Source organism: Pseudomonas aylmerensis, from assembly GCF_001702265.1.
GTDB lineage: Bacteria > Pseudomonadota > Gammaproteobacteria > Pseudomonadales > Pseudomonadaceae > Aquipseudomonas > Aquipseudomonas aylmerensis.
The window spans coordinates 357,442-379,070 of the sequence record NZ_MAUE01000012.1 but is presented as its reverse complement, the minus strand read 5'-3'; the positions used below and the strand labels follow the sequence as shown (position 1 = coordinate 379,070).

The 21,629-nt window shown below is 63.3% G+C and carries 24 protein-coding genes; 14 read left to right on the top strand and 10 right to left on the bottom strand.

Annotated elements, in window-relative coordinates; genetic code table 11:
* Positions 1-6 precede the first annotated feature (6 nt).
* The 7 genes from hflC (at position 7) to cfaB (ending at position 7,239) form a co-directional block, all read left to right on the top strand.
* The gene (hflC, locus tag BBG20_RS09975) at positions 7-993 is read left to right on the top strand and encodes a protease modulator HflC (protein ID WP_371920718.1); all 987 of its coding nucleotides are present in this window, start codon (positions 7-9) and stop codon (positions 991-993) included.
* A complete protein-coding gene (gene hflK / locus BBG20_RS09970; RefSeq protein ID WP_065902644.1) occupies positions 990-2,024 on the top strand; it encodes a protease modulator HflK in 1,035 nt (344 codons plus the stop codon). The genes hflC and hflK overlap by 4 nt, the downstream gene beginning before the upstream one ends.
* The gene (locus BBG20_RS09965) at positions 2,021-3,907 is read left to right on the top strand and encodes a heavy metal translocating P-type ATPase (protein WP_065902643.1); all 1,887 of its coding nucleotides are present in this window, start codon (positions 2,021-2,023) and stop codon (positions 3,905-3,907) included. Before hflK ends, BBG20_RS09965 begins: the two co-directional genes overlap by 4 nt.
* Before the next feature lie 115 nt (positions 3,908-4,022).
* Positions 4,023-4,274 carry a BufA2 family periplasmic bufferin-type metallophore gene (gene bufA2, locus BBG20_RS09960; protein WP_065902641.1) on the top strand — a complete coding sequence of 84 codons (252 nt, stop codon included), beginning with the start codon at positions 4,023-4,025 and terminating at the stop codon, positions 4,272-4,274.
* Positions 4,275-4,342: 68 nt separating this feature from the next.
* Positions 4,343-5,188 (top strand): MNIO family bufferin maturase, encoded by an 846-nt coding sequence (gene bufB / locus BBG20_RS09955; RefSeq protein WP_065902639.1) that lies wholly within the window; start codon positions 4,343-4,345, stop codon positions 5,186-5,188.
* On the top strand, positions 5,179-5,967 hold the full coding sequence (locus BBG20_RS09950) for an HvfC/BufC N-terminal domain-containing protein (protein ID WP_065902637.1): 789 nt from the start codon (positions 5,179-5,181) through the stop codon (positions 5,965-5,967). The genes bufB and BBG20_RS09950 overlap by 10 nt, the downstream gene beginning before the upstream one ends.
* 87 nt (positions 5,968-6,054) lie before the next feature.
* Complete coding sequence (gene cfaB, locus BBG20_RS09945; protein WP_065902635.1) at positions 6,055-7,239, top strand: C17 cyclopropane fatty acid synthase CfaB; 1,185 nt, start codon at positions 6,055-6,057, stop codon at positions 7,237-7,239.
* A 137-nt stretch (positions 7,240-7,376) separates the two neighbouring features.
* Here cfaB and cls read toward each other — a convergent pair whose 3' ends face one another.
* Positions 7,377-8,816, bottom strand: a complete 1,440-nt coding sequence (cls, locus tag BBG20_RS09940; RefSeq protein ID WP_065902633.1) for a cardiolipin synthase — start codon at positions 8,814-8,816, stop codon at positions 7,377-7,379.
* 130 nt (positions 8,817-8,946) lie between these two features.
* Between cls and BBG20_RS09935 the strand changes: the two genes are divergently transcribed.
* Positions 8,947-9,468 carry a DUF3617 domain-containing protein gene (locus BBG20_RS09935; protein WP_065902631.1) on the top strand — a complete coding sequence of 174 codons (522 nt, stop codon included), beginning with the start codon at positions 8,947-8,949 and terminating at the stop codon, positions 9,466-9,468.
* On the opposite strand, the gene BBG20_RS09930 is transcribed toward BBG20_RS09935, so the two are convergent.
* From BBG20_RS09930 to folE2, 7 genes are read right to left on the bottom strand one after another with little or no spacing between them, the layout of a single operon-like run.
* Positions 9,465-10,802, bottom strand: coding sequence for a dihydroorotase (locus BBG20_RS09930; RefSeq protein ID WP_065902629.1), 1,338 nt, complete (start codon positions 10,800-10,802; stop codon positions 9,465-9,467). The two genes, BBG20_RS09935 and BBG20_RS09930, sit on opposite strands and share 4 nt — an antisense overlap.
* 3 nt (positions 10,803-10,805) lie before the next feature.
* Positions 10,806-11,366 (bottom strand): gamma carbonic anhydrase family protein, encoded by a 561-nt coding sequence (locus BBG20_RS09925; RefSeq protein ID WP_048721911.1) that lies wholly within the window; start codon positions 11,364-11,366, stop codon positions 10,806-10,808.
* The gene (gene hisI, locus BBG20_RS09920; protein ID WP_065902628.1) at positions 11,363-11,776 is read right to left on the bottom strand and encodes a phosphoribosyl-AMP cyclohydrolase; all 414 of its coding nucleotides are present in this window, start codon (positions 11,774-11,776) and stop codon (positions 11,363-11,365) included. Before hisI ends, BBG20_RS09925 begins: the two co-directional genes overlap by 4 nt.
* Entirely contained in the window at positions 11,773-12,651 is an 879-nt protein-coding gene (locus tag BBG20_RS09915) for a metal ABC transporter substrate-binding protein (RefSeq protein WP_065902626.1), read from the bottom strand. The genes hisI and BBG20_RS09915 overlap by 4 nt, the downstream gene beginning before the upstream one ends.
* Positions 12,652-12,662: 11 nt before the next feature.
* Positions 12,663-13,529, bottom strand: coding sequence for a metal ABC transporter permease (locus BBG20_RS09910; RefSeq protein WP_065902624.1), 867 nt, complete (start codon positions 13,527-13,529; stop codon positions 12,663-12,665).
* Positions 13,529-14,197, bottom strand: coding sequence for a metal ABC transporter ATP-binding protein (locus BBG20_RS09905; RefSeq protein ID WP_065902622.1), 669 nt, complete (start codon positions 14,195-14,197; stop codon positions 13,529-13,531). The genes BBG20_RS09910 and BBG20_RS09905 overlap by 1 nt, the downstream gene beginning before the upstream one ends.
* On the bottom strand, positions 14,194-15,090 hold the full coding sequence (gene folE2, locus BBG20_RS09900) for a GTP cyclohydrolase FolE2 (protein WP_065902620.1): 897 nt from the start codon (positions 15,088-15,090) through the stop codon (positions 14,194-14,196). The genes BBG20_RS09905 and folE2 overlap by 4 nt, the downstream gene beginning before the upstream one ends.
* Before the next feature lie 128 nt (positions 15,091-15,218).
* Between folE2 and BBG20_RS09895 the strand changes: the two genes are divergently transcribed.
* Complete coding sequence (locus BBG20_RS09895; protein ID WP_065902618.1) at positions 15,219-16,430, top strand: N-acetylmuramoyl-L-alanine amidase; 1,212 nt, start codon at positions 15,219-15,221, stop codon at positions 16,428-16,430.
* On the opposite strand, the gene BBG20_RS09890 is transcribed toward BBG20_RS09895, so the two are convergent.
* Entirely contained in the window at positions 16,427-16,795 is a 369-nt protein-coding gene (locus BBG20_RS09890) for a glutamine synthetase (protein ID WP_065902616.1), read from the bottom strand. The two genes, BBG20_RS09895 and BBG20_RS09890, sit on opposite strands and share 4 nt — an antisense overlap.
* A 125-nt stretch (positions 16,796-16,920) precedes the next feature.
* On the opposite strand from BBG20_RS09890, the gene dksA reads away from it, so the two are divergent.
* Genes dksA through BBG20_RS09870 form a run of 4 tightly spaced genes read left to right on the top strand, consistent with a single transcriptional unit; the run spans position 16,921 to position 20,211 of the window.
* A complete protein-coding gene (dksA, locus tag BBG20_RS09885; RefSeq protein ID WP_065902614.1) occupies positions 16,921-17,325 on the top strand; it encodes an RNA polymerase-binding protein DksA in 405 nt (134 codons plus the stop codon).
* A gap of 26 nt (positions 17,326-17,351) precedes the next feature.
* A complete protein-coding gene (gene zigA, locus BBG20_RS09880) occupies positions 17,352-18,560 on the top strand; it encodes a zinc metallochaperone GTPase ZigA (RefSeq protein WP_065902896.1) in 1,209 nt (402 codons plus the stop codon).
* Positions 18,560-19,204, top strand: coding sequence for a DUF1826 domain-containing protein (locus BBG20_RS09875; RefSeq protein WP_065902612.1), 645 nt, complete (start codon positions 18,560-18,562; stop codon positions 19,202-19,204). Before zigA ends, BBG20_RS09875 begins: the two co-directional genes overlap by 1 nt.
* A gap of 44 nt (positions 19,205-19,248) precedes the next feature.
* Positions 19,249-20,211, top strand: a complete 963-nt coding sequence (locus BBG20_RS09870) for a CobW family GTP-binding protein (RefSeq protein ID WP_065902611.1) — start codon at positions 19,249-19,251, stop codon at positions 20,209-20,211.
* Here BBG20_RS09870 and BBG20_RS09865 read toward each other — a convergent pair.
* Complete coding sequence (locus BBG20_RS09865) at positions 20,205-20,600, bottom strand: DUF3301 domain-containing protein (protein ID WP_065902609.1); 396 nt, start codon at positions 20,598-20,600, stop codon at positions 20,205-20,207. The two genes, BBG20_RS09870 and BBG20_RS09865, sit on opposite strands and share 7 nt — an antisense overlap.
* A 117-nt stretch (positions 20,601-20,717) precedes the next feature.
* On the opposite strand from BBG20_RS09865, the gene pdxY reads away from it, so the two are divergent.
* Positions 20,718-21,590: a pyridoxal kinase PdxY gene (gene pdxY / locus BBG20_RS09860; RefSeq protein ID WP_065902607.1), complete on the top strand. Its 873-nt coding sequence runs from the start codon at positions 20,718-20,720 to the stop codon at positions 21,588-21,590.
* Positions 21,591-21,629 lie beyond the last annotated feature (39 nt).

Sequence of the window (21,629 nt, the reverse complement as noted above, 5' to 3'; positions counted from 1 at the left end):
GTCTGTCTGTTGAGCGCTCATTCTCACGATCATCATCATGGCCATCACCACCACGCTCATCATGGTGATGAACACGCGGCAGGCCCGTTCCCCTGGCGGCGCATGGCCTGGGCGGTGTTGCTGGTGCTGTTTGCCGTAGCGGCGGCGAGCCTGGTGCAGGTGCGTTCCGGTGAAGCCACGGTGATTACCCGCTTCGGCAACCCGTCGCGGGTATTGCTGGAGCCGGGCCTGGGCTGGCGCTGGCCGGCGCCGTTCGAAGCGGCGATCCCGGTGGACCTGCGCCTGCGCACCACGTCCAGTGGCTTGCAGGATGTAGGCACCCGCGACGGCCTGCGCATCATCGTGCAGGCCTATGTGGCGTGGCAGGTGCAGGGCGATGCCGACAATGTGCAGCGCTTCATGCGCGCGGTGCAGAACCAGCCGGATGAAGCGGCGCGGCAAATTCGCACCTTTGTCGGCTCGGCGCTGGAGACCACGGCTGCCAGTTTTGACTTGTCGAGCCTGATCAATACGGATGCCAGCCAAGTGCGCATTGCCGATTTCGAGGCTCAGTTGCGCCAGCAGATTGATCAACAATTGCTCACTACTTATGGCGTGCGCGTGGCCCAGGTCGGCATCGAGCGGCTGACGTTGCCGTCGGTCACCCTCACCGCGACGGTCGACCGCATGCGTGCCGAACGCGAAACCATCGCGACCGAACGCACCGCCGTGGGCAAGCGTGAAGCGGCGCAGATCCGTTCCGCCGCCGAGCGCGATGCGCGCATCGTGCAGGCCGATGCCACGGTGAAAGCGGCTGACATCGAAGCACAGTCGCGCGTCGAAGCGGCGCAGATCTATGGGCGTGCCTACGCCGGCAACCCGCAGCTGTACAACTTGCTGCGCTCGCTGGATACCTTGGGCACCGTCGTGACTCCGGGTACCAGGATCATCCTGCGCACCGACGCGGCGCCGTTCCGTGCATTGGTGGACGGGCCGAAGGACGTCCAGCCATGATCGAGCGTGGCAGCCCGGACAGCCCGTGGATCCAGGCTGGGCGCCTGACCTTTCTGGCGCTGTACGCGGTGACGGTATTGGCGGCATTGGCCTGGGCGTTTTCCAATGTGCGGCAGATCGACCCGCAGAACCGTGCCGTGGTGTTGCACTTCGGCGCGCTGGATCGCATCCAGAATGCCGGCTTGTTGCTGGCCTGGCCGCAGCCGTTCGAGCAAGTGGCGCTGTTGCCGGCGGCGGATCGCGTGATCGAGCGGCGCGTGGAGAACCTGCTGCGTTCCGATGCGGCGATCCAGGCCGACCGCGTGGCCAGTTTCGCCACCCCGTTGAGCGACGCACTGGCCGGCTCCGGCTACCTGCTGACCGGCGATGCCGGCGTGGTGCAGCTGGATGTGCGGGTGTTCTACAAAGTCACCGAGCCCTATGCGTTTGTGTTGCAGGGCGAGCATGTGCTGCCGGCGCTGGACCGCCTGGTGACCCGCAGCGCGGTGGCCCTGACTGCCGCGCGGGACTTGGACACGATCCTGGTGGCGCGCCCGGAACTGATCGGCACCGACAACGGCGCCGCGCAACGGCGCGAAAGGCTGCGTGGAGACCTGGTGCAAGGCATCAACAAGCGCCTCGCGGAGTTGACGTCCACTGGCCTGGGATTGGGCATCCAGGTCACCCGCGTCGACGTGCAATCAAGCCTGCCGGGCCCGGCGGTAAATGCCTTCAACGCCGTGCTCACCGCCAGCCAGCAGGCCGACAAAGCGGTGGCCAATGCGCGTACCGACGCGGAAAAACTCACCCAGACCGCCAATCAGGAGGCCGACCGCCTGGTGCAGGTTGCCCATGCCCAGGCCAGCGAACGCCTGGCCAATGCGCAGGCGCAGACTGCTACCGTCGCGAGCCTGGCCCAGGTGAAAGACCCCGGCTTGCTGCTGCGTTTGTACCGCGAGCGGCTGCCGAAGATTCTCGGCCAGGCCGGCGCTGTGACCACCGTCGATCCTAAAGACGACTCCCGCTTGATCATCCAGGGAGCCGAACAATGAGCGCACCCATGTTGACCTCCGCCGAGCAGCGCAGCGCCGCCCGGCAATTGACCCTGGCGATGCTCGCCCTGGGTTTGCTGGTGCTGGGCCTGGTCTGGCGCTGGCTGGCGCCGGACCAGGGTGGTGTCAGTCAATTGCTGCTCGGCGCGGCGTCCTTGCTGGTCGCGGTGCCGGTAATGCGCTCGGCCTGGTACAGCCTGCGCTTCCCCAGCCTGCATGGCATCACCGACCAGTTGATCGCCCTCGCGATGATGGGGGCGTGGGCCACCGGTGACCTGCTGACCGCCGCACTGCTGCCGATCATCATGATTTTCGGGCATGTGCTGGAGGAGCGCAGTGTGATCGGCTCCCAGGAGGCGATCCACGCCCTGGGTAAATTGACGCGCAGCCATGCCCGTCGGGTGCACGCCGATGGCAGCATCCATGAGGTGGATAACGGCACGCTGAATCCCGGCGATATCGTTGAAGTGCGCGCCGGTGACCGCGTGCCGGCCGATGGCGTAGTGCTGTCGGGCCAGGCCAGCCTGGACACGGCGCCGATCACTGGCGAGTCGGTGCCGCTGGAGGCCCATGTCGGCGTCCAAGTGTTTGGTGGCGCGATCAACCTCGACGGCCTGTTGCGTTTGCAAGTGACCCGCACCGGCAATGAGTCGACGCTGGGCAAGGTCATTGCGCTGATGCAGAACGCCGAGCGTTCCAAGCCGCCGATCACGCGGCTGCTGGAGCGTTACGCCGGCAGCTACATGGTGCTGGTGCTATTGCTGGCGGCGGTGACCTGGTTTGTGACCAATGACGCCCAGGCGATGTTGGCTGTGCTGGTGGCGGCGTGCCCGTGTGCGTTGGTGTTGTCAGCCCCGGCCACGGCGATTGCCGGGATTGCCGTGGCGGCACGGCATGGGATTCTGATTCGCAGCTCGGCCTTCCTCGAAGAGTTGGCGGACCTGACCTCGCTGGTGGTCGACAAGACCGGCACCCTGACCTTTGGCACCTTGCGCTTGCAGTCCATCGAGAGCGCATCGACGGATCGCCAGGCGCTGCTCAACCTGGCGGCCAGCCTCGGTTCGGCCAGCAGCCACCCGGTCAGCTGCGCGTTGGCGGGGTTGGCGACGCCGGAGCAACGGCTGGCGCTCAGCGATATCCGCGAGCGCCAGGGCCTGGGCGTGGTGGCACAGACTGAACAGGGCGAGGCGGCGCTGGGGCGTCCGGAGTTGTTCGAGCAATTGGGTATTGTCGCGACGCCTGTTCCTGACCACGACGGCCCGATTGCCGGGCTGGCGCTGAAGGGGCAATTCGTCGCCTGGCTGTTGCTCGCCGACAGCGTCAAGCCCGAAGCCCGCCAGGCGCTGCAGGAACTGCGCGACCTCGGCCTGGGCCGCCAACTGCTGCTGACCGGCGACCGCCAGAGTGTGGCCGACAGCCTGGCGCTGGACGTGGGCATCAGTGATGTCGAAGCCCAGGCCCTGCCGGAAGACAAGCTCAACCGCGTGCTCGGCGAGATCGACAGCGGCTTTCGGCCCATGGTGGTGGGCGACGGCATCAACGATTCCCTGGCGCTCAAGGCCGGTGTGGTCGGCGTGGCCATGGGCGCGGGCGGCGCGGATATCGCGCTGGCCTCGGCGGATGTGGTCTTGATCGGCAGTGACCTGCGCCGGCTGGGTACCTGTGTGCGCTTGAGTCGCCAGTGCCGGTACACGTTGCAGGTCAACGTGATCATCGGCCTGGGCTGGACGCTGGCCATCGTGGTGTTTGCTGCCTTCGGCTGGCTGGGCGCCGCCGGGGCCATGATTGCGGCGGTGCTGCACAACCTCAGCACCTTGCTGGTACTGGGCAATGCCGGGCGTTTGCTGCGGTTTCAGGAGCCGCTGCTGAAGCTTGAGGAATAATTTCCGAATTATTTTCGTAGCGCTGTAACGCCGGCAGGGGGCCTCACTCTAGTGGTGTGTCGAGACTGAACAATCCGTTCAGACCGACTCCACTACCGATCATGAGGACTACAAAATGAACATTAAATCCGCTGCTGCCGGTGCCGCTCTCGCCATGGCCGCCGCTACGATGTTTGCCGGTGTTGCTACCCAGGTCCAAGCCGCAGACGCCTCGGTTCATTGCTATGGCGTCAACGCCTGCAAAGGCCAGAACGACTGCAAAACCAAGGACCATGCGTGCAAAGGCCAGGGTTCTTGCAAAGGCCAGGGCTTCCTCTCCATGAGCAAGGCCATGTGCGACCAGAAAGGCGGCACCGTCGGCGAGTAACCGGCAACCGAGTGCAACCGCAGCGGCTGCCTCCCACCGCTGCGGACACTTTTACCTTGGAGTGTCCTATGCCCACTTCTCTTGCGAGCCTCGGTTACGGCCTGGGCTTACGCAGCGAGTACTACCAGCAGATCCTCGAACAATCGCCGCCGGTGGATTGGTTCGAAGTGATCTCCGAAAATTACCTGGTACAGGGCGGCAAAGCCCTGTACTACCTGGACGCAATCGCCGAGCGTTATCCGCTGGTGATGCACGGCGTGTCCTTGTCCATCGGCGGGCCGCATGCCCTTGATACCGATTACCTGAAGCAGCTCCACGCCCTCGCCGAACGCATCCAGCCGGCGTGGATTTCCGACCATCTGTGCTGGAGCCGCGGCAGCGCGCACCAGTTGCACGACCTGCTGCCGTTGCCCTACACCGAAGAAAGCCTTTACCACGTGGCCGCCCGCGTGCGGCAGGTGCAGGATGTTCTGCAGCGCCCGCTGGTGCTGGAAAACGTCTCCAGCTATGTGCGCTCGAAGGCCGATGAATTTACCGAGTGGGAATTCCTCAACGCGCTGACGCACTTGTCGGGGTGCCAACTGCTGCTGGACGTCAACAACGTCTACGTCAGCTCGCGCAACCACGGGTTCGACGCCTGGACCTTCATCCGCAACCTGCCGCCTGCGAGCATTCGCCAACTGCACCTGGCCGGGCATATGGACTACGGCGATTATGTCGTCGATACCCATGACCAACCGGTATGTGATCCGGTGTGGGCGCTGTACCAGCAGACGTTGGAGCACCTGGGGCCGGTCTCGACGCTGTTGGAGCGCGATGATCATTTCCCGCCGTTCGACGTGTTGCTCACCGAGTTGGACAAGGCTCGCGCGTTGGGTGCTACCGCCCTGGCCCGGAGATCGTTATGCGCATGACCGATTGGCAGCTGGCGTTTGAACAGCATGTGTTATCTGAAGCCCCGCTGGCCAACAGCAGCTTTGCCGCCACTTTGCTGGGTGGGCCGACGCTGGACGTGGACACGGGCCTGGCGATTTATCACAACGCCTACCTGTCACGACTGCAGGACGTGTTGCGGCATGACTTCGGCGCCATCCGATATTGGCTTGGGGACGATGAGTTCGCCGCGCTGACCGAGGCCTACGTGCGGCGTTATCCGTCGGCCCATTACAGTTTGCGTTGGCTGGGCGAGCGGTTCCCGGGGTTTATCCTCGAACACCTGGTGGCCGAACAGAGTGCGCCGCTGGCCGAGCTGGCGCGCTTGGAATGGGCCTTCACCCTCGCATTCGATGCGCCATCAGGGCAGCCGCTGACCCTCGACGATATGGCATCGTTGCCGCCTGAAGCCTGGCCGGCGCTGCAGGTCAGTCTGGCGCCCTCGGTGCAGCAGTTGCTCTGCCACTTCAATACGCTGGCGCTCTGGCGGGCCAGCAAGGAGGAGTCCGCCTTCCCGCCCAGCCAGGCGTTGGCGTTGGCGCACATCTGCCTGGTGTGGCGTCATCAGAATGTGTGCCATTACCGCAGCCTGGAGCCGGCAGAAGCCTGCGCGCTGGCCGGTATGGTGACCACCGGCTGGAATTTTTCAGAACTGTGCGAGCAGCTGCAGGTCACTTATGCAGAGGGAGCCCCATTGCAAGCGGTCACGTGGCTTAAACAGTGGATCCAGGACGGTTTGCTCGAGCGCCGAGCCCCATAGAAGAACGCTATCAAATCGATAGCCTCCTACTTTGTCTTCGGATGGTCTACCCTCACACCAGACGTCTGAAACAAGGGGGGACTACTCATGCTCGCGCAACTTCCACCGGCCTTACAGAATCTTCAGCTACCGCTGCGTCTTCGACTCTGGGATGGCCATGAATTCAACCTGGGCCCCGATCCCAGTGTGACCATCGTGGTGAAGGACCCCACGGTTGTCTCCAAGCTCACCCATCCCACGCTCGATTCATTGGGCGCAGCCTTTGTCGAGGGCAAACTGGAGCTGGAAGGCTCCATCAGCGAAGTGATCCGGGTGTGTGATGAATTGAGTCACGCCCTGATCGATGACGACGAGGGGAGTCGTCCGGTGCGCTCGATCCACGACAAGGCCACTGACGCAGCGGCGATTTCCTACCACTACGACCTGTCCAACGAGTTCTACCAGCTGTGGCTGGACCAGGACATGGCGTATTCCTGCGGTTATTTCGAAACCGGCAGCGAGTCCATCGACCAGGCCCAACAAGACAAATTTCGCCATCTGTGCCGCAAGCTGCGCCTGCAGCCGGGCGAGTATCTGCTCGACGTCGGCTGCGGTTGGGGCGGGTTGGCGCGGTATGCCGCGCGGGAGTTCGGCGTCAAAGTATTTGGCATTACCCTGAGCAAGGAGCAGTTGGCGCTGGCCCGGGAACGGGTCAAGGCCGAGGGCCTGGAAGACCAGGTCGACCTGCAACTGCTGGATTACCGCGACCTGCCCCAGGATGGCCGTTTCGACAAAGTGGTCAGCGTGGGGATGTTTGAACACGTCGGCCATGCCAACCTGGCGGAATACTGCAAGACCCTGTTCGGCGCGGTACGCGAAGGCGGCCTGGTGATGAACCACGGCATTACCGCCAAGCACACTGACGGTCGACCTGTGGGCCGTGGCGCCGGTGATTTTATCGAACGTTACGTCTTCCCCAACGGCGAGCTGCCGCACCTGGCGATGATGACCGCCGAAATCAGTGAGGTCGGGCTGGAAGTGGTCGATGTCGAAAGCCTGCGCCTGCATTACGCGCGCACCCTGGACCACTGGAGCGAGCGGTTGGAAGACAACCTGGAAGCAGCGGCGAAGATGGTGCCGGACCAGGCGCTGCGTATCTGGCGGCTGTACCTGGCCGGTTGCGCCTATGCGTTCGCACGCGGCTGGATCAACCTGCACCAGATCCTCGCGGTCAAGCCGCACGCCGATGGCAGCCATGAACTGCCGTGGACGCGGGAAGATATCTACCGCTGAAACACAATCATGACAACTGCGGTGATCTAAATGTGGGAGCGGGCTTGCTCGCGAAAGCGCTTTATCAGTGACTCATCGAGTACTGATGTAACGCCTTCGCGGGCAAGCCCGCTCCCACATGGGTCGCGTATTGATCGCTAGAGAATCGGCGAAATAAGCCGCGCCACCCGCATGCCCAGTTGTTGCAGGCGGCGGGTTTCGCGGCTTTCTTCCTGGCTGACTTCATGGGCCAGGGCGAAGTCGTCGAGCAGCATCTGTTCCACTTGCTGGGCGAAGGCTTCGTCGACCGTGAGCAACATCACTTCGAAATTCAACCGGAACGAGCGGTTGTCCATGTTCGCACTGCCGATGGCGCTGATCTCGCTGTCGACCAACACCACCTTCTGATGCAAAAAGCCCGGCGTGTAGCGGAATACACGAACCCCGGCGCGTACCGCTTCGATCGCATACAGGCTGGACGCGGCGTAGACGATGCGGTGGTCGGGGCGCGACGGCAGCAGCAGGCGCACATCCACCCCACGCAGCACCGCCAGGCGCAGCGCGGCAAACACGGCTTCGTCGGGGATGAAATACGGGCTGGTGATCCACACGCGCTCGGTCGCCGCATGGATGGCCTCGACGAAAAACAGCGAGCAGGTTTCATACGGGTCGGCCGGGCCGCTGGCGAGCAATTGGCAGAGCACACCGTCTTCGGGGTAGGCGTCCGGCAGGATCAGCGGCGGCAACTCGCGTGCGGCCCAGAACCAGTCTTCGGCAAACGACTCCTGCAGGCACGCGACCACCGGCCCGGTGACCTGCACATGGGTATCGCGCCACGGCGCCAGCGGCGGCTTTTTGCCGAGGTATTCATCGCCGACGTTATGCCCGCCGACAAATCCGGTGACGCCATCCACCACGACGATCTTGCGGTGGTTGCGGAAGTTGACCTGGAAGCGATTGAGCCAGCCGCTGCGGGTGGCGAAGGCCTTGACCTTGACCCCGGCGTCACGCAGCGATTGCACATAGTGATGGGGCAGGGCGTGGCTGCCGATGCGGTCGTAGAGCACGTGAATATCCACGCCTTCGGCGGCCTTGGCTGTCAGCAAGGTGTGCAGTTGGCGGCCCAGTTCATCGTCGTGAATGATGAAGAACTGGAACAGCACGGCCGTCTTGGCGCGGCGGATGGCGTCGAAGATCGCGCTGAAGGTAGCCTCGCCATTGATCAGCAGGCGCACCTCGTTGTTCGCCAGGCACGGCATGCGGCCCAACTTGGGCATGGCGCGCAGCGAGGCGTAGGCGCTGGAGTTGCGCGCGGCCAGGGCTTCCTCGACCCACGGGCGCCAGTTCAGCTCAGTGATCGCGGTGTGCATTTCCTGGTTGGCTTGGCGCCGCGCCTGGATGTAGGCGTCGAAGGTGCTGCGGCCGAAAATCAGGTAGGGAATCAGCGTCAGGTAGGGCATGAACATCAGCGACAAGGCCCAGGCGATCGAGCCTTGGGCGGTCCTGACGGTCAGCACCGCGTGGATCGCGGCGAGGGTCCCGAGAAAGTGCAGCGTGGCGATGAAGTAGGCGAGCAGGTGCGGGCCAAAAAAATCCATGGACGACATGACTCCAGACAATCCAGTGCCTAACAGACCATGAACGGCTGCGAATGTCGCTATTTTATTTGCCGTGCAACACTGGCACTTTTGCGGCGTCTAACGCCCACAATTGCCCAGGAGTTACCCGATGAATGCTCGTCTGCTTGGTTTGGCCATGGTTATTGGTGTGTCGCTGCCCGTGGCGGCGCAGGCGCAGATGCTGGCGCCGGGCTTGTGGGAATTGACCACCAGCAACATGAAAGTCGATAACCAGGACCTGCCGGACCTGTCGTTGATCCTCGGTCAGCTCAAGCAACAGATGACCCCCGAACAGCGTGCGATGCTGGAAAAACAAGGCATCACCATGGCCGGCAAAGGCGTGCAGGTGTGCCTCACGCCGGCGCAAGTCGCCTCTGACTCGATCCCCCTGACCGACCCGCAATCGGGCTGCAAACAGGAAGTGACCGACAAGACCGGCAACCAGTGGAAATTCCGCTTCAGCTGCCCCAAAGCCCAGGGCACTGGCGTCGCAACCTTCCAGAGCCAGAAAGAATTCACCACCACCGTCAACGGTACCTTCAATGCCACCGGCATCCAGCAGAAGGGCAGCCTGGACAGTCATGCGCAGTGGCTCGGCAACGATTGCGGTACGGTCAAGCCCCGCGCTTAACGCAGGAAATGCAGCGGCAAGCCCTGGCAGCTGTCGACCACCTGGCCTTTGTGCCAGGCCAGGTGGCCAGACACCAACGTGGTGCTGACGCTGTGGCGAAAGCGCCGCTCTGCAAACGGCGTCCAGCCGCAGCGGGCCAGGATCGGCTCGTCGCTGACCGGCTTGCCTGCAGGCTCGGGTTTGATCAGCACCAGGTCGGCCCAATACCCTTCACGTAAATAACCCCGATCCGGGATGGCGAACAAGTCGGCAACGCGGTGGCTGGTTTTCGCCACCAGGGTGGTCAACGGCAGCAGCCCGTCGGCGACCAATTCCAACAACGCCGGCAGCGCGTGCTGCACCAGCGGCAGACCCGCTGGCGCGTCCCGGTACCCCAGCTGCTTTTGCGCCCAGGTATGCGGCGCATGGTCAGTGCCAATCACATCCAGGCGATCACTCAACAAGGCCTGGCGCAGGGCGTCGCGGTCGGCGCGAGTCTTGATCGCCGGGTTGCATTTGATCTGGTGGCCAAGGCGGTGATAGTCGCGGTCATCGAACAGCAGGTGGTGCACGCAGACTTCCGCCGTGATGCGCTTTTGCGCCAGGGGCAGGTCTTCAAACAGCTCCAACTCTCGGGCGCTGGTCAGGTGCAGTACGTGCAAGCGCGTCCCCAAGCGCCTGGCCAACTCCACGGCAAAGGAAGACGAGCGATAACACGCCTCGGCATCGCGGATCAGCGGGTGGGCAACCGCCGGGATCTTGTCCCCGAAGCGCTCGCGCAGGCGCTGTTCATTGGCCTGGATGCTCGGCGTGTGTTCGCAGTGGGCGAGGAGCAGGGTGGGCACCTCGGCAAACAGTCGCTCCAGGACCTTCGGGTCGTCTACCAGCATGTTGCCGGTGGAGGCGCCCATGAACACTTTGACCCCGGCCACTTCGCCCGGATCGAGCGCGGCAATGGTGTCGAGGTTGTCGTTGCTCACGCCGAAGTGAAAGCCGTAGTTGGCCACCGAGTGCAGGGCCGCGCGGCGCTTTTTATCGGCCAGGGCTTCCAGGGTCAGCGTGGCCGGGTTGGTATTGGGCATGTCCATGAAACTGGTGATGCCACCGGCCACGGCCGCCCGGGACTCGCTGTAGAAACTGCCTTTGTCCGGTGCGCCAGGCTCGCGGAAATGCACTTGGTCATCGATCATGCCCGGCAGCAGCCACTGGCCTTGGGCGTCAATGGCCACCGGCGCATTGCAGCCCTCGATGCTGGCGGCGATCTTCTCGATGCGGCCGTTGGCAAGCAGCACGTCGGCGTCGAATTCCTGGCCCTCATTCACCAGGCGGGCGTTGCGGATCAGCAGGCGGCTCATGGTTCAGAACTCGTTTTGCAAGGCTTTGTAGCCGCGCACCAGGTCGACGTTGGTACGCGCCACGTCTTCGGAAAACTCCGAGGCGCTGACGCTGACCGGCGGGAATTGCGACAGGTCGGTGTTGGGCCCGATGCGCGTGGTGGAGGGCACGTAAAACGCGGCGGGCAAGTCGCGGCCGTCGACCACCGAGTTGTGGCGCACTACGCAGCCGTCGCCCACGGCGCAATTGAACAGCACGCTGTTGAAGCCGATGAACACACGATCGCCGACGGAGCAGGGGCCGTGGACGATGGAGCGGTGTGCGATCGAAGTGAACTCGCCGATGGTCACCGCCGCGCCGGACTTGGAGTGGATGACCACGCCGTCCTGGATGTTCGAGTTGGCGCCGATGGTGATTGGGTCCATCGCGCCGCTGGCGTCGACTTCGTCGGCGCGGATCACGGCGTAGGGACCGACGAACACGTTCTCACCGATGATGACCTTGCCGCAGATGATCGCGGTCTTGTCGACGTAGGCCGATTCGGCGATCACCGGCAGATCGCCGGAAGGATTCTTGCGGATCATGCAGCGGGCTCCGTAATGATGTGAACGTAATGACCGTCGATGGCGTTGTAGAAACAGGTCGGGCGGCCGGTGTGGCAGGCCGGGCCTTGCTGGTCGACGATCAGCAGCACTGCGTCGCCGTCGCAATCGAGCCGCGCTTCCACCAACTGCTGCCAGTGGCCGGACGACTCGCCTTTGCGCCACAGTTGCCGGCGCGAGCGCGACCAGTAGCAGACCTGCCCGGTGGCCAGGGTTTCGGTGAGGGCCTGGCGGTTCATCCAGGCCAGCATCAATACCTCGCCGCTGCCGTGTTGCTGGGCAATGGCGGCAATCAGCCCATCGCTGTTCCACGCCAAGGCATCGAGCACCGGGTCGAGTGGAAAGCGGCTGCCGAGGGCAGCCTCTTCCAGTTCGAGCATGCTCACGGTCATGGCTTGCCCAAGGCGGCGCACAGGGTGTTGAGGTTGTATTCGAACAGCCCGGTGAAGGTGCTGGCCGGGCCTTCGGCGGCCAGGGCATCGGAGTACAGCGTGCCGCCGATCTGCGCGCCGCTTTCGTCAGCGATCTGCTTGAGCAGGCGCGAGTCCTTGATGTTTTCCATGAACACCGCCTTGACCTTGTCTTTGCGGATCTGGGTGATCAGCGCAGCGACTTCGGCAGCCGACGGTTCACGCTCGGTGGACAAGCCTTGGGGCGCGAGGAACTCGATGCCATAGGCCTGGCCCAGGTAACCGAAGGCGTCGTGGGAGGTGACGATGCGACGGTTGCCCGGCGGCAGTGCGCCGAACTTGGTCTTGGCTTCGGCCAGCAGGCGGTAGATTTCTTTCAGGTAGGCCTGGCTGTTGCGCAGGTAGTCGGCCTTGTTGGCCGGGTCGGCGGCGACCAAGGCCTTGGTGATGTTATTCACGTAGATTTCGGAGTTGGCCAGGTTGTGCCAGGCGTGCGGGTCGGGGATGGTTTCGCCGTCTTCTTCCATGGTGTGGGAAATCACGCCCTTGCTGGCGGTGACCACGGTGGCCTTGGTTTCGGTGCTGGTCACCAGGCGGTCCAGCCAGGGTTCGAAGCCCAGGCCGTTCTTGATGATCAGCCTGGCCTTGAGCAGCGCCTTGGCGTCGTCCGGGGTGGGCTCGTAGGTGTGGGCGTCGGAATCCGGGCCGACCATGTTGCTGATCTGGATGTGATCGCCACCGATCTGGTGGGTGATGTCATCGAGAATACTGAAACTGGTAACCACCTGGAGTTTGTCAGCGGCCTGAGCCGTCGATAACGACAGCACCAGACTGAACAGCACGAGTAGAGCGCGCATCGGGAAACACCTCATTGGGATGACAGCAAGGGCGGGCGGCGCAGCAAGCCGTGCACCGGACCGAAGACCACGGACAGCAAATACCCGACGCCAGCCACCAGCACGATCGCCGGGCCGCTGGGCAGCGAGTAGTAGAACGACAGCAGCAAGCCAAACCACACCGACAGGCATCCCAGCACTGCCGATACCGCGATCAGCACCGGCAGGCGCCGGCTCCAGAAACGTGAAGCGATGGCCGGCAACATCATCAAACCCACCACCATCAACGCGCCGATAGCCTGGAAGCCGATCACCAGGTTCAGTACCACCAGGGTCAGGAACAACCCGTGGGCGAGCGGGCCGAGGCGGCTGACGGTTTGCAGGAACAGTGGGTCGAGGGTGTCCAGCAGCAGCGGTTTGTAGATCAGCGCCATGGCGAGCAGGCTGAAACCGGAGACCCAGAGCATGCCGGTCAGGGTGGTTTCATCCACAGCCAGGGCGGAGCCGAACAGCAGGTGCAAAAGGTCCAGGCGCTTGCCGGCTATGCCCAGGATCAGCACCCCGGCAGCGAGCGAGATCGGGTAGATGGCGGCGAGGCTGGCGTCTTCGCGCAGGCCGGTGCGGCGGGTGATCCACGCCGACAGGCCAGCCATGCCCAGGCCTGCGCCGAGGCCGCCGATGGTCAGCGCGGGCAGGCTCAGGCCAGCGAACCAGAAACCCAGCGCGGCGCCGGGCAGGATGCCGTGGGCGACGGCGTCACCGATCAGGCTCATGCGCCGCAGGATCAGAAACACCCCCAGCGGCGCGGTGCTGCAAGCCAGTACCAGGCCGCCGATCAAGGCGCGACGCATGAACACGAAGTCGAGGAAGGGCATCCACAGGTGGGCAGCGAAGTGCATCAAGCCACCTGCATGTGCGGTTGCGGGCGGATCAGCTCTTTGCTGGCCCCGAACACGCAGCCGGTACTCTTGATCTGCACCACTTGCTGGGTGTGGTGGCGCACGGACGCGAGGTCGTGACAAACGATCACCACGGTGCGGCCTTCATCGTGCCAGTCGTGCACATGTTTCCAGCACAGCGCCTGGCCTTCTTCGTCGAGGGCAGCGTGGGGTTCGTCGAGCAGCAACACTGGCGCTTCGGCGAGGCTCATGCGGGCGAGCAGGGCGCGTTGCAGTTCGCCGCCGGACAAGGCCATCAACGGGCGATGTTCAAGGCCGCTGAGGCACCAGTCTTCGAGTACTGCATGCAGGCGTTCGCTGCGTTGCGGCGGCGTGAGCCGGGTGCCCCAGAAACCGGCGGCAACCAACTCTTGCAGGCTGATGGGGAACTGGCGGTCGAGGTGCTGTTGCTGAGGCAGAAACGACAGGCCGCCGCGGCGTGGAACATCCACGGTGACTTTACCGGCGAGCGGTTTCTGCAGGCCTGCGATGACTTTGAGCAAGCTGCTCTTGCCGGTGCCGTTGGCGCCGATGATGCCGGTGAGGCTGCCTTTTTCCAGGGTGAAATCCACCGCCGGCGTCAGCGGTTGGCCGGGGGCGCCCCAGCGCAAAGCGGTGCAGGTGATCATGCAGAGGGTCTCGTCCAGCGGCTTTCAGCCACGGCATCGTGCGCGTGCAGGCTTTCGGCGTGGATCACTTTCAGGTGGAAGGCGTTGATGGCATCCGAGCGCTTCAAGGCGAGGTTCAGGCGGCGGGCAGCGTCTTCGCAGAACATCAGGTTCTGCCCGTTGGCCAGGGCGAAGGCTTGTTCGTCCGCGCGTTTTACAGCGGTTTGTACGGCGGTGCCGAGGGCCGCCTCGACGTCGTCGATCAGCGCGGTGATGGGCAGGTCGGGCTGTTGGCCGTCCAGCTCGATCAACAACTGCGCACTGCTGCGCTGACTGTGAGGCGTAGCAACAATGCCGTTGGCGCTGCCGAGCCAGGTGAGGACGTCTTCATGTTGCAAAGGCGTGTTGCCGAAATCTTCAACAAATTGCTGCTGAATCAATTGCCTGGCGAGGGCAGCCGAGCAAGGGCAAGTTGAGGAATAAGTAACGTCAATTTTTAGTTCCACGTGGAACATCTGGTTTTGCAGACGCGCTTCGATGCTCACCGGATAGCTTTTCCAGCCAGCCAGCGGGCTGACCAACGCCGGGCGTTTGAGCAGCAAATCGGTGTGGATCCGCAGGTAGGCGTTCTTAGATAAACCTTCATGACTGTCGAGAAAACGCTGCAGTACATTACGCAGAAGTGCCGGCGTAAGGGGTTGCTGGTCGAGCATTTCCAGTGCCAGGTACAGGCGTGACATATGAATGCCACGGGCGGCGCCATCGTCCAGGCTGACGCCGGCATCGGCGGTGGCGGCCAGGCGATGGCCGTCGATGAGGATCGGCAAGGCGATACCGCACATACCGACCCAGTCGAGTGGCAAGGCTTGGCGTGAAGCCTGCGCGGCGATATCCGGCAGAGTCAGCGCATTCATGAGCAGGTCCATCGTTGGAAATAAAAAGACATGTTATATTATAACTATTGAGTCGACGATGATTTTTCTGCTCCAGCCTTTTTTCAGTCATGTCGAGCAGGGACGCTCCTTTATTTGCGGTATTTGTCATGCACAGACGTCAGCTCCTAAACCTGCTTCTGGCCAGCCCGCTGTTCACCTTGCCTTTCACCGCGTCGGCCACCCAGATTCGCAATGCGCGCCTGTGGCGCTCGGACGACAAGCTACGGCTGGTGCTCGACCTCAGCGGGCCGGTGCAATACAAGACCTTTTCGCTGAGCGCACCCGAGCGCCTGATCATTGACCTCAGCGGCGCGGGGCTCAGTGGGGATTTCTCCCAGTTGATGCTCAAGGGCAGCGGGATCACGTCGATTCGCTCCGGGCATTTCGGCAAGGGCGATACGCGGATCGTGCTCGACCTGGCCGCGCCGATGCAGCTCAACAGCTTTTTGTTGCCGCCCCAGGACGGCCAAGGGCACCGGCTGGTGCTGGACCTGACCGGCGCCACCCATGCGCCGCGCCAGATCGCGGCGCAGCCTGCGCCGTTGGTGGCGCCGGTGGACAAGGCTCATCCCAAGCGCGACATCATCGTGGTGGTCGACCCCGGCCACGGCGGCAAGGACCCCGGCGCCGTCGGCTCCAAAGGCCAGCGTGAGAAAGACGTGGTGCTGTCCATCGCCCAGCTGTTAGCCAAGCGCCTGAAGCGCGAGAAGGGCTTCGATGTGAAGCTGGTGCGCAATGACGACTTTTTCGTGCCGCTGCGCAAGCGCGTGGAAATTGCCCACAAGCACAATGCCGACATGTTCATCTCGGTGCACGCGGATGCCGCACCACGGATTACCGCGTCGGGCGCTTCGGTGTATGCCTTGTCCGAAGGCGGCGCCACGTCCGCGACCGCGCGCTTCATGGCGCAACGTGAAAACGGCGCCGATCTGCTCGGCGCCACCAGCCTGCTGAACCTCAAGGACAAGGACCCGATGCTGGCCGGGGTGATTCTGGACATGTCGATGAACGCCACCATCGCTTCCAGCCTGCAACTGGGCAACTCGATCCTGGGCAGCCTGGAAGGCATCACTTCGTTGCATCAGAAACGTGTAGAGCAGGCCGGCTTCGCGGTGCTCAAGTCACCGGACGTGCCGTCGATCCTGGTGGAAACCGGGTTCATCTCGAATGCGCGGGACAGTGCGCGACTGGTCACCGCGCGTCATCAACAGGCGGTTGCCGATGGCCTGTTCGAAGGTCTGAAGAAGTACTTCCAGAAGAACCCGCCGATGAACAGCTACATGGCCTGGGTGCAGGAACAGAAGGATGCCCAGGCCTAGCAGCCGGTTATCCGGCTGCAGGTGAACTTGGCGCTGGCGCCACCCGAACTGGAGAACCGGTTGAGGGTGGTCCAGCCCACGCGCCGTGTGTAGCCGACCCACGCCTCACCGTCCGAGGCCAATCCGGTAAAGAACGTCAGCTGCCCATAGCGGCTGTTGGTCTGTGCCCAATAGCGTTTGCCGATCACCTCGAAGCCGCGCAGGTACGTGGTGCTGCCGACCGTTGCCACGCTGTAGGCATTGCCCAGCGGGTCGACACACGCCAGCAGGTTGGCGCTGCGCGTGCAGTTGGCCAGCAGGCTCGGTGTCTGCGCGCAGGCCGGGCCTGCCGCTGCCAATAACAGGGCGCACCACAGATATTTCATAGGGCTTCTCGGGGCAGGGAGGGTTCCAGCATTGCGCCCTTCGTCGTGACGAGCAAGGGGGATTGGCTTATTTGTATTGTTATACTATAACATTAAATCACAGCCTGACCCGTGAACCGCTCCCCATGACTGAACAAGACCTCCTGGCCCTGCCACCCGCCGACTACATGAATGAAGCCCAGCAAGGCTTCTTCCGTGCGCTGTTGCTGGCCCAGCGCAATGAACTGCAAGTGCGTATCGACGCCGAGTTCCAGCAGCTGCGCGAGCAGGAAACCAACAGCGATCCCGCCGATGTGGGCAGCGCCGAAGAGCAGCGTCAGTGGCAACTGCGCCTGCTGGAGCGGGAAAAAAAGCTGCTGGACAAGATCGACGACGCCCTCGAACTGCTGGCCCGTGGCGAATACGGCTGGTGCCGCGAAACGGGCGAGCCCATCGGCCTGCAACGCCTGCTGCTGCGTCCTACCGCCACCCTGTGTATCGAAGCCAAAGAACGTGAAGAGCTGCGCGAACGCCATAAACGGGCGATTTGACCGGCCACCCTGATGAGGACTACCTGATGCCCAATCGTCTCCCCGTTACCGTGTTGTCCGGCTTTCTCGGCGCCGGTAAAAGCACGCTGCTCAACTACGTCCTGCGCAACCGCGACAACCTGCGCGTGGCGGTGATCGTCAATGACATGAGCGAAATCAATATCGACGGCAGCGAGGTGCAGCGCGACGTCACTCTCAACCGGTCCGAAGAAAAACTGGTGGAGATGAGCAACGGCTGCATCTGCTGCACCTTGAGGGAAGACTTGCTCGAGGAGGTCGGAAAACTCGCCAAGGAAGGTCGGTTCGATTACCTGCTGATCGAATCCACCGGCATTTCCGAACCGTTGCCCGTGGCCGAAACGTTTACCTTCCGCGACGAGAACGAGCAAAGCCTGGCCGACATCGCGCGCCTGGACACCATGGTCACCGTGGTTGATGGCATGAATTTCCTGCTCGACTACCAGGCCGCCGAAAGCCTGGCTTCACGCGGCGAAACCCTTGGCGAGGAAGACGAGCGCTCGATCACCGACCTGCTGATCGAGCAGATCGAATTCGCCGACGTGATCCTGATCAGCAAGATCGACCTGATCAGCAGCCGTGAGCGCGAGGAGCTGATGGCGATTCTCGAGCGCCTGAACGCCCAGGCGGAAATCATCCCGATGGTCATGGGTGAAGTGCCGCTGCACAAGATCCTCAATACCGGCCGGTTCGACTTCGAACGTGCCGCGCAGGCCCCGGGGTGGCTGCAGGAACTGCGCGGTGAGCATGTGCCGGAAACCGAAGAGTACGGCATCGCCTCCACCGCCTATCGCGCGCGCCGTCCGTTGCATCCGCAGCGCTTTTTCGACTTTATCGACCGCCCATGGGTCAACGGCAAACTGCTGCGCTCCAAGGGCTTCTTCTGGCTGGCCAGCAAGCACCAGGACGCGGGCAGTTGGTCCCAGGCCGGCGGCCTGATGCGGCACGGCTTTGCCGGTCGCTGGTGGCGTTTCGTGCCAAAAAGCCAGTGGCCCCAGGACGAAGAGAGCGTCGCGGCGATCATGGGTAACTGGCAATTGAGCACTGGCGATTGCCGTCAGGAACTGGTGTTTATCGGGCAGAACATCGACTTCGCGCGCCTGCGCGCCGAGCTTGATGCCTGCTTGCTCACCGACGAAGAAATGGCCTTGGGCGTCGACGGTTGGCGCTTGCTGGACGATCCCTTTGGCCCTTGGTATGACGAGGCGGCTGCCTGATGCTGGCCCCGGTTATTCCCCTGCGCCCCGTGATCCGCCAGACCCGCGGCGAAACCCCGCTGGCGCTGTCCGACATCCTCGAAGACGGCGTCAACCTGGCGCTGTGGCAGCGCCAGTTGCCGCTGCACATTGCCGAATTCGGCGCGTTGCTGGTGGCGCTCAATGAGCCGTTGGCCGATTCGCTGGTCGTGGAGTTGAGCCGCGAAGACACCGCGCCGAACTTGCAGGGCCTGGCATCCAGTTGTCGCGATCTTGAAGGCTATGAAGGCTTTATCGCTGATGTGGCGTGGCTGGTCAGCGCCTTTGCCTGCCTGCTGGGTGCCAAGCGTATCGGTGTGCGCCTGCGCCTGTTGGACAAGGCCATGTGTCCGCGCTTTCACGTGGACCATGTGCCGGTGCGGCTGATCACCACCTATGCCGGGATCGGCAGCCAATGGTTGCGCGAAGGTGTGATGGACCGTCGCCTGCTGAGCCGACCGGAGGCCGAGCCTACCGAGCGAATCGAGCAGATTCACTGCGGCGAGGTGGCCTTGCTCAAGGGCACGAAATGGCATGGCAATGAAGGTCATGGCCTGATCCATCGCTCGCCCGCCCTGAAGGCGGATGAACGCCGCTTGATCCTGACGCTGGATTGGCTGGCATAACCGCGTAGGATCTAGCGTTCTACACGGTCTGAATGAAGCGTCTCATGCTGCAGAACATTCCCACCCACGTGATTGCCGGGCCCTTGGGCGCCGGCAAGACCAGCCTGATCAAGCACCTGCTCGCGCAACGCCCGGCCAACGAGCGTTGGGCGGTATTGATCAACGAGTTCGGGCAGATCGGCCTGGACGCTGCGCTGCTGACCCAGGATGACGACGGCATTGCCTTGGGCGAAGTCGCCGGTGGCTGCTTGTGCTGTGTGAATGGTGCACCGTTCCAGGTAGGCCTGGGCCGTCTGCTGCGGAAGGCCAAGCCGGATCGGCTGTTTATCGAGCCCTCCGGCCTGGGGCACCCGGCGCAGTTGCTCAAGCAATTGCGCCAGGCGCCGTGGCAGAACGTGCTGGCGGTTCAGCCCTGCGTGCTGGTACTCGATGCCCAAGCCCTGGCGGCGGGTAAACCGTTGCCACCGGCGCAGCAGGAAACGCTGGCCAGTGCCGGGCTATTGGTATTGAACAAGGATGAGACGCTGGATGCCGCGCGGCGCCAGGCTGTCGAACGGCAGTTGCCGGATTGCCCGGTGTACTGGACTCGCCAGGCCCAGTTGCCACTGCAGCAGCTACCCGGATTAAGCGCACAGGCCGCCGCCGCGGTGGATAACTTCGCCGTGCCCGAGGGTGTCGCGCAACTGCCGGCGATCTGGAACGATCCCACGCTGCCGATTTGCTTGAGCCAGGCCCAGGAAGGCGGTTGGAGTATTGGCTGGCGCTGGCACCCGAGTCAGCAATTCGATGCCGTGCGGGTATCCGGATGGCTGGAAAGCCTGGAATGGCGCCGCGCCAAGCTGGTTATCCACAGCGCCGAAGGCTGGATTTGCGCCAACGCCGTGGATAACGCTTCGCTTGCCTGGCAACCCAGTGAATGGCGCCGCGACTCGCGGATCGAATTGATTTTCAGCGCACCACAGGACGTGGCCGCGTTGCAGATGGCGCTCGCGGCCTGCCGTCAGTGACGATTCTTGGCCGCGTGGTCCTCGCGCCATTGGCTCAGCTCGATCACATTGGCACTGGGCAGTGGGGTCTTGATCTCGAACGGGTAGGGCGCCAGTTCGATCTGCGCGCTGTGGGCGCCGAACTGGGTGATCGTCCCCGGATGGCGGGTCTCGCCGGTCACGGTGAATTCGAAATTGTAGATGCGCGCCAGGCGTCGCCGACCACTGGCATCCTTCACAAAACCGATGCGCTTGAGCGCCACCGCACCGTCGAGCAGCTCGATATCGAGCTTGGCGCAATGCTGCTTGACCCGTTCCAGCGCCCGCTCGCGCAGGCCGTGGTTGTGCCACACCCAGGCGGCGGCAGTCGCCAGCAGCATCAACACGAAGATGTTTCCCAGGGTCAGCATGCAAAGAACTCCAACAAAGTGAGAGCAGCTTAACTGTGTCGCCGGTCTGTCGTACAGGCTGCGTTTAGTCGCATACTGCGCGGCCAGAATTTCAATGGCTTTACGGAAATCTCCCGCATGAAACGCACACCTCATCTGCTTGCGATCCAGTCTCATGTGGTCTTTGGCCACGCCGGAAACAGCGCTGCCGTGTTCCCCATGCAGCGGGTCGGGGTGAATGTCTGGCCGCTGAACACCGTGCAGTTCTCCAACCACACCCAGTATGGCCAATGGGCGGGAGAAGTGTTGGCGCCGCAGCAGATTCCGGCGCTGGTGGAAGGCATTGCCGCGATCGGCGAGCTGGGCAACTGCGACGCGGTATTGTCCGGTTACCTGGGCAGTGCGGACCAGGGGCGCGCGATCCTCACCGGTGTGGCGCGCATCAAGGCCATCAACCCCAAGGCCCTGTACCTGTGCGACCCGGTGATGGGGCATCCGGAAAAAGGCTGCATCGTGCCGCAGGAAGTCAGCGATTTCCTGCTGGAAGAGGCCGCGGCGATGGCCGACTTCCTGTGCCCCAACCAGCTGGAACTGGACAGTTTTGCCGGGCGCAAGCCGCAATCACTGTTCGATTGCCTGGCCATGGCCAAGGCGTTGCTGGCGCGCGGGCCGAAGGCGGTACTGGTCAAGCACCTGGATTACCCCGGCAAGTTGCCGGATGGCTTCGAGATGCTGCTGGTGACCGCTGATGGCAGCTGGCACCTGCGCCGGCCGCTGCTGGCGTTTCCGCGCCAGCCGGTGGGCGTCGGCGACCTGACCTCCGGGCTGTTCCTGGCGCGTGTGCTGCTCGGCGACAGCCTGCTGACGGCCTTCGAATTCACCGCGGCGGCAGTACATGAAGTGCTGCTCGAAACCCAGGCCTGTGCCAGTTACGAACTGGAACTGGTGCGCGCCCAGGACCGCATCGCCCATCCGCGTGTACGTTTCGAGGCCACGCCCATCGGGTTGTAGGCCTCTGCCGAATTGAGACAGGGCAAGAGCGTCCGGTAC

Coding starts and splice junctions, on each gene's coding strand:
- folE2 (WP_065902620.1), bottom strand. CDS start 15,090: ATGAATGCGCTGACTCTGCCGGATATCGCCGCGCAGGCTTCACGCCAA.
- BBG20_RS09910 (WP_065902624.1), bottom strand. CDS start 13,529: ATGCACTTCGCTGCCCACCTGTGGATGCCCTTCCTCGACTTCGTGTTC.
- BBG20_RS09950 (WP_065902637.1), top strand. CDS start 5,179: ATGCGCATGACCGATTGGCAGCTGGCGTTTGAACAGCATGTGTTATCT.
- pdxY (WP_065902607.1), top strand. CDS start 20,718: ATGAAACGCACACCTCATCTGCTTGCGATCCAGTCTCATGTGGTCTTT.
- dksA (WP_065902614.1), top strand. CDS start 16,921: ATGACTGAACAAGACCTCCTGGCCCTGCCACCCGCCGACTACATGAAT.
- BBG20_RS09915 (WP_065902626.1), bottom strand. CDS start 12,651: ATGCGCGCTCTACTCGTGCTGTTCAGTCTGGTGCTGTCGTTATCGACG.
- BBG20_RS09870 (WP_065902611.1), top strand. CDS start 19,249: ATGCTGCAGAACATTCCCACCCACGTGATTGCCGGGCCCTTGGGCGCC.
- BBG20_RS09930 (WP_065902629.1), bottom strand. CDS start 10,802: ATGAGCCGCCTGCTGATCCGCAACGCCCGCCTGGTGAATGAGGGCCAG.
- BBG20_RS09875 (WP_065902612.1), top strand. CDS start 18,560: ATGCTGGCCCCGGTTATTCCCCTGCGCCCCGTGATCCGCCAGACCCGC.
- BBG20_RS09895 (WP_065902618.1), top strand. CDS start 15,219: ATGCACAGACGTCAGCTCCTAAACCTGCTTCTGGCCAGCCCGCTGTTC.
- BBG20_RS09935 (WP_065902631.1), top strand. CDS start 8,947: ATGAATGCTCGTCTGCTTGGTTTGGCCATGGTTATTGGTGTGTCGCTG.
- hisI (WP_065902628.1), bottom strand. CDS start 11,776: ATGACCGTGAGCATGCTCGAACTGGAAGAGGCTGCCCTCGGCAGCCGC.
- BBG20_RS09905 (WP_065902622.1), bottom strand. CDS start 14,197: ATGATCACCTGCACCGCTTTGCGCTGGGGCGCCCCCGGCCAACCGCTG.
- BBG20_RS09890 (WP_065902616.1), bottom strand. CDS start 16,795: ATGAAATATCTGTGGTGCGCCCTGTTATTGGCAGCGGCAGGCCCGGCC.
- BBG20_RS09925 (WP_048721911.1), bottom strand. CDS start 11,366: ATGATCCGCAAGAATCCTTCCGGCGATCTGCCGGTGATCGCCGAATCG.
- cls (WP_065902633.1), bottom strand. CDS start 8,816: ATGGATTTTTTTGGCCCGCACCTGCTCGCCTACTTCATCGCCACGCTG.
- bufA2 (WP_065902641.1), top strand. CDS start 4,023: ATGAACATTAAATCCGCTGCTGCCGGTGCCGCTCTCGCCATGGCCGCC.
- BBG20_RS09865 (WP_065902609.1), bottom strand. CDS start 20,600: ATGCTGACCCTGGGAAACATCTTCGTGTTGATGCTGCTGGCGACTGCC.
- hflK (WP_065902644.1), top strand. CDS start 990: ATGATCGAGCGTGGCAGCCCGGACAGCCCGTGGATCCAGGCTGGGCGC.
- zigA (WP_065902896.1), top strand. CDS start 17,352: ATGCCCAATCGTCTCCCCGTTACCGTGTTGTCCGGCTTTCTCGGCGCC.
- bufB (WP_065902639.1), top strand. CDS start 4,343: ATGCCCACTTCTCTTGCGAGCCTCGGTTACGGCCTGGGCTTACGCAGC.
- BBG20_RS09965 (WP_065902643.1), top strand. CDS start 2,021: ATGAGCGCACCCATGTTGACCTCCGCCGAGCAGCGCAGCGCCGCCCGG.
- cfaB (WP_065902635.1), top strand. CDS start 6,055: ATGCTCGCGCAACTTCCACCGGCCTTACAGAATCTTCAGCTACCGCTG.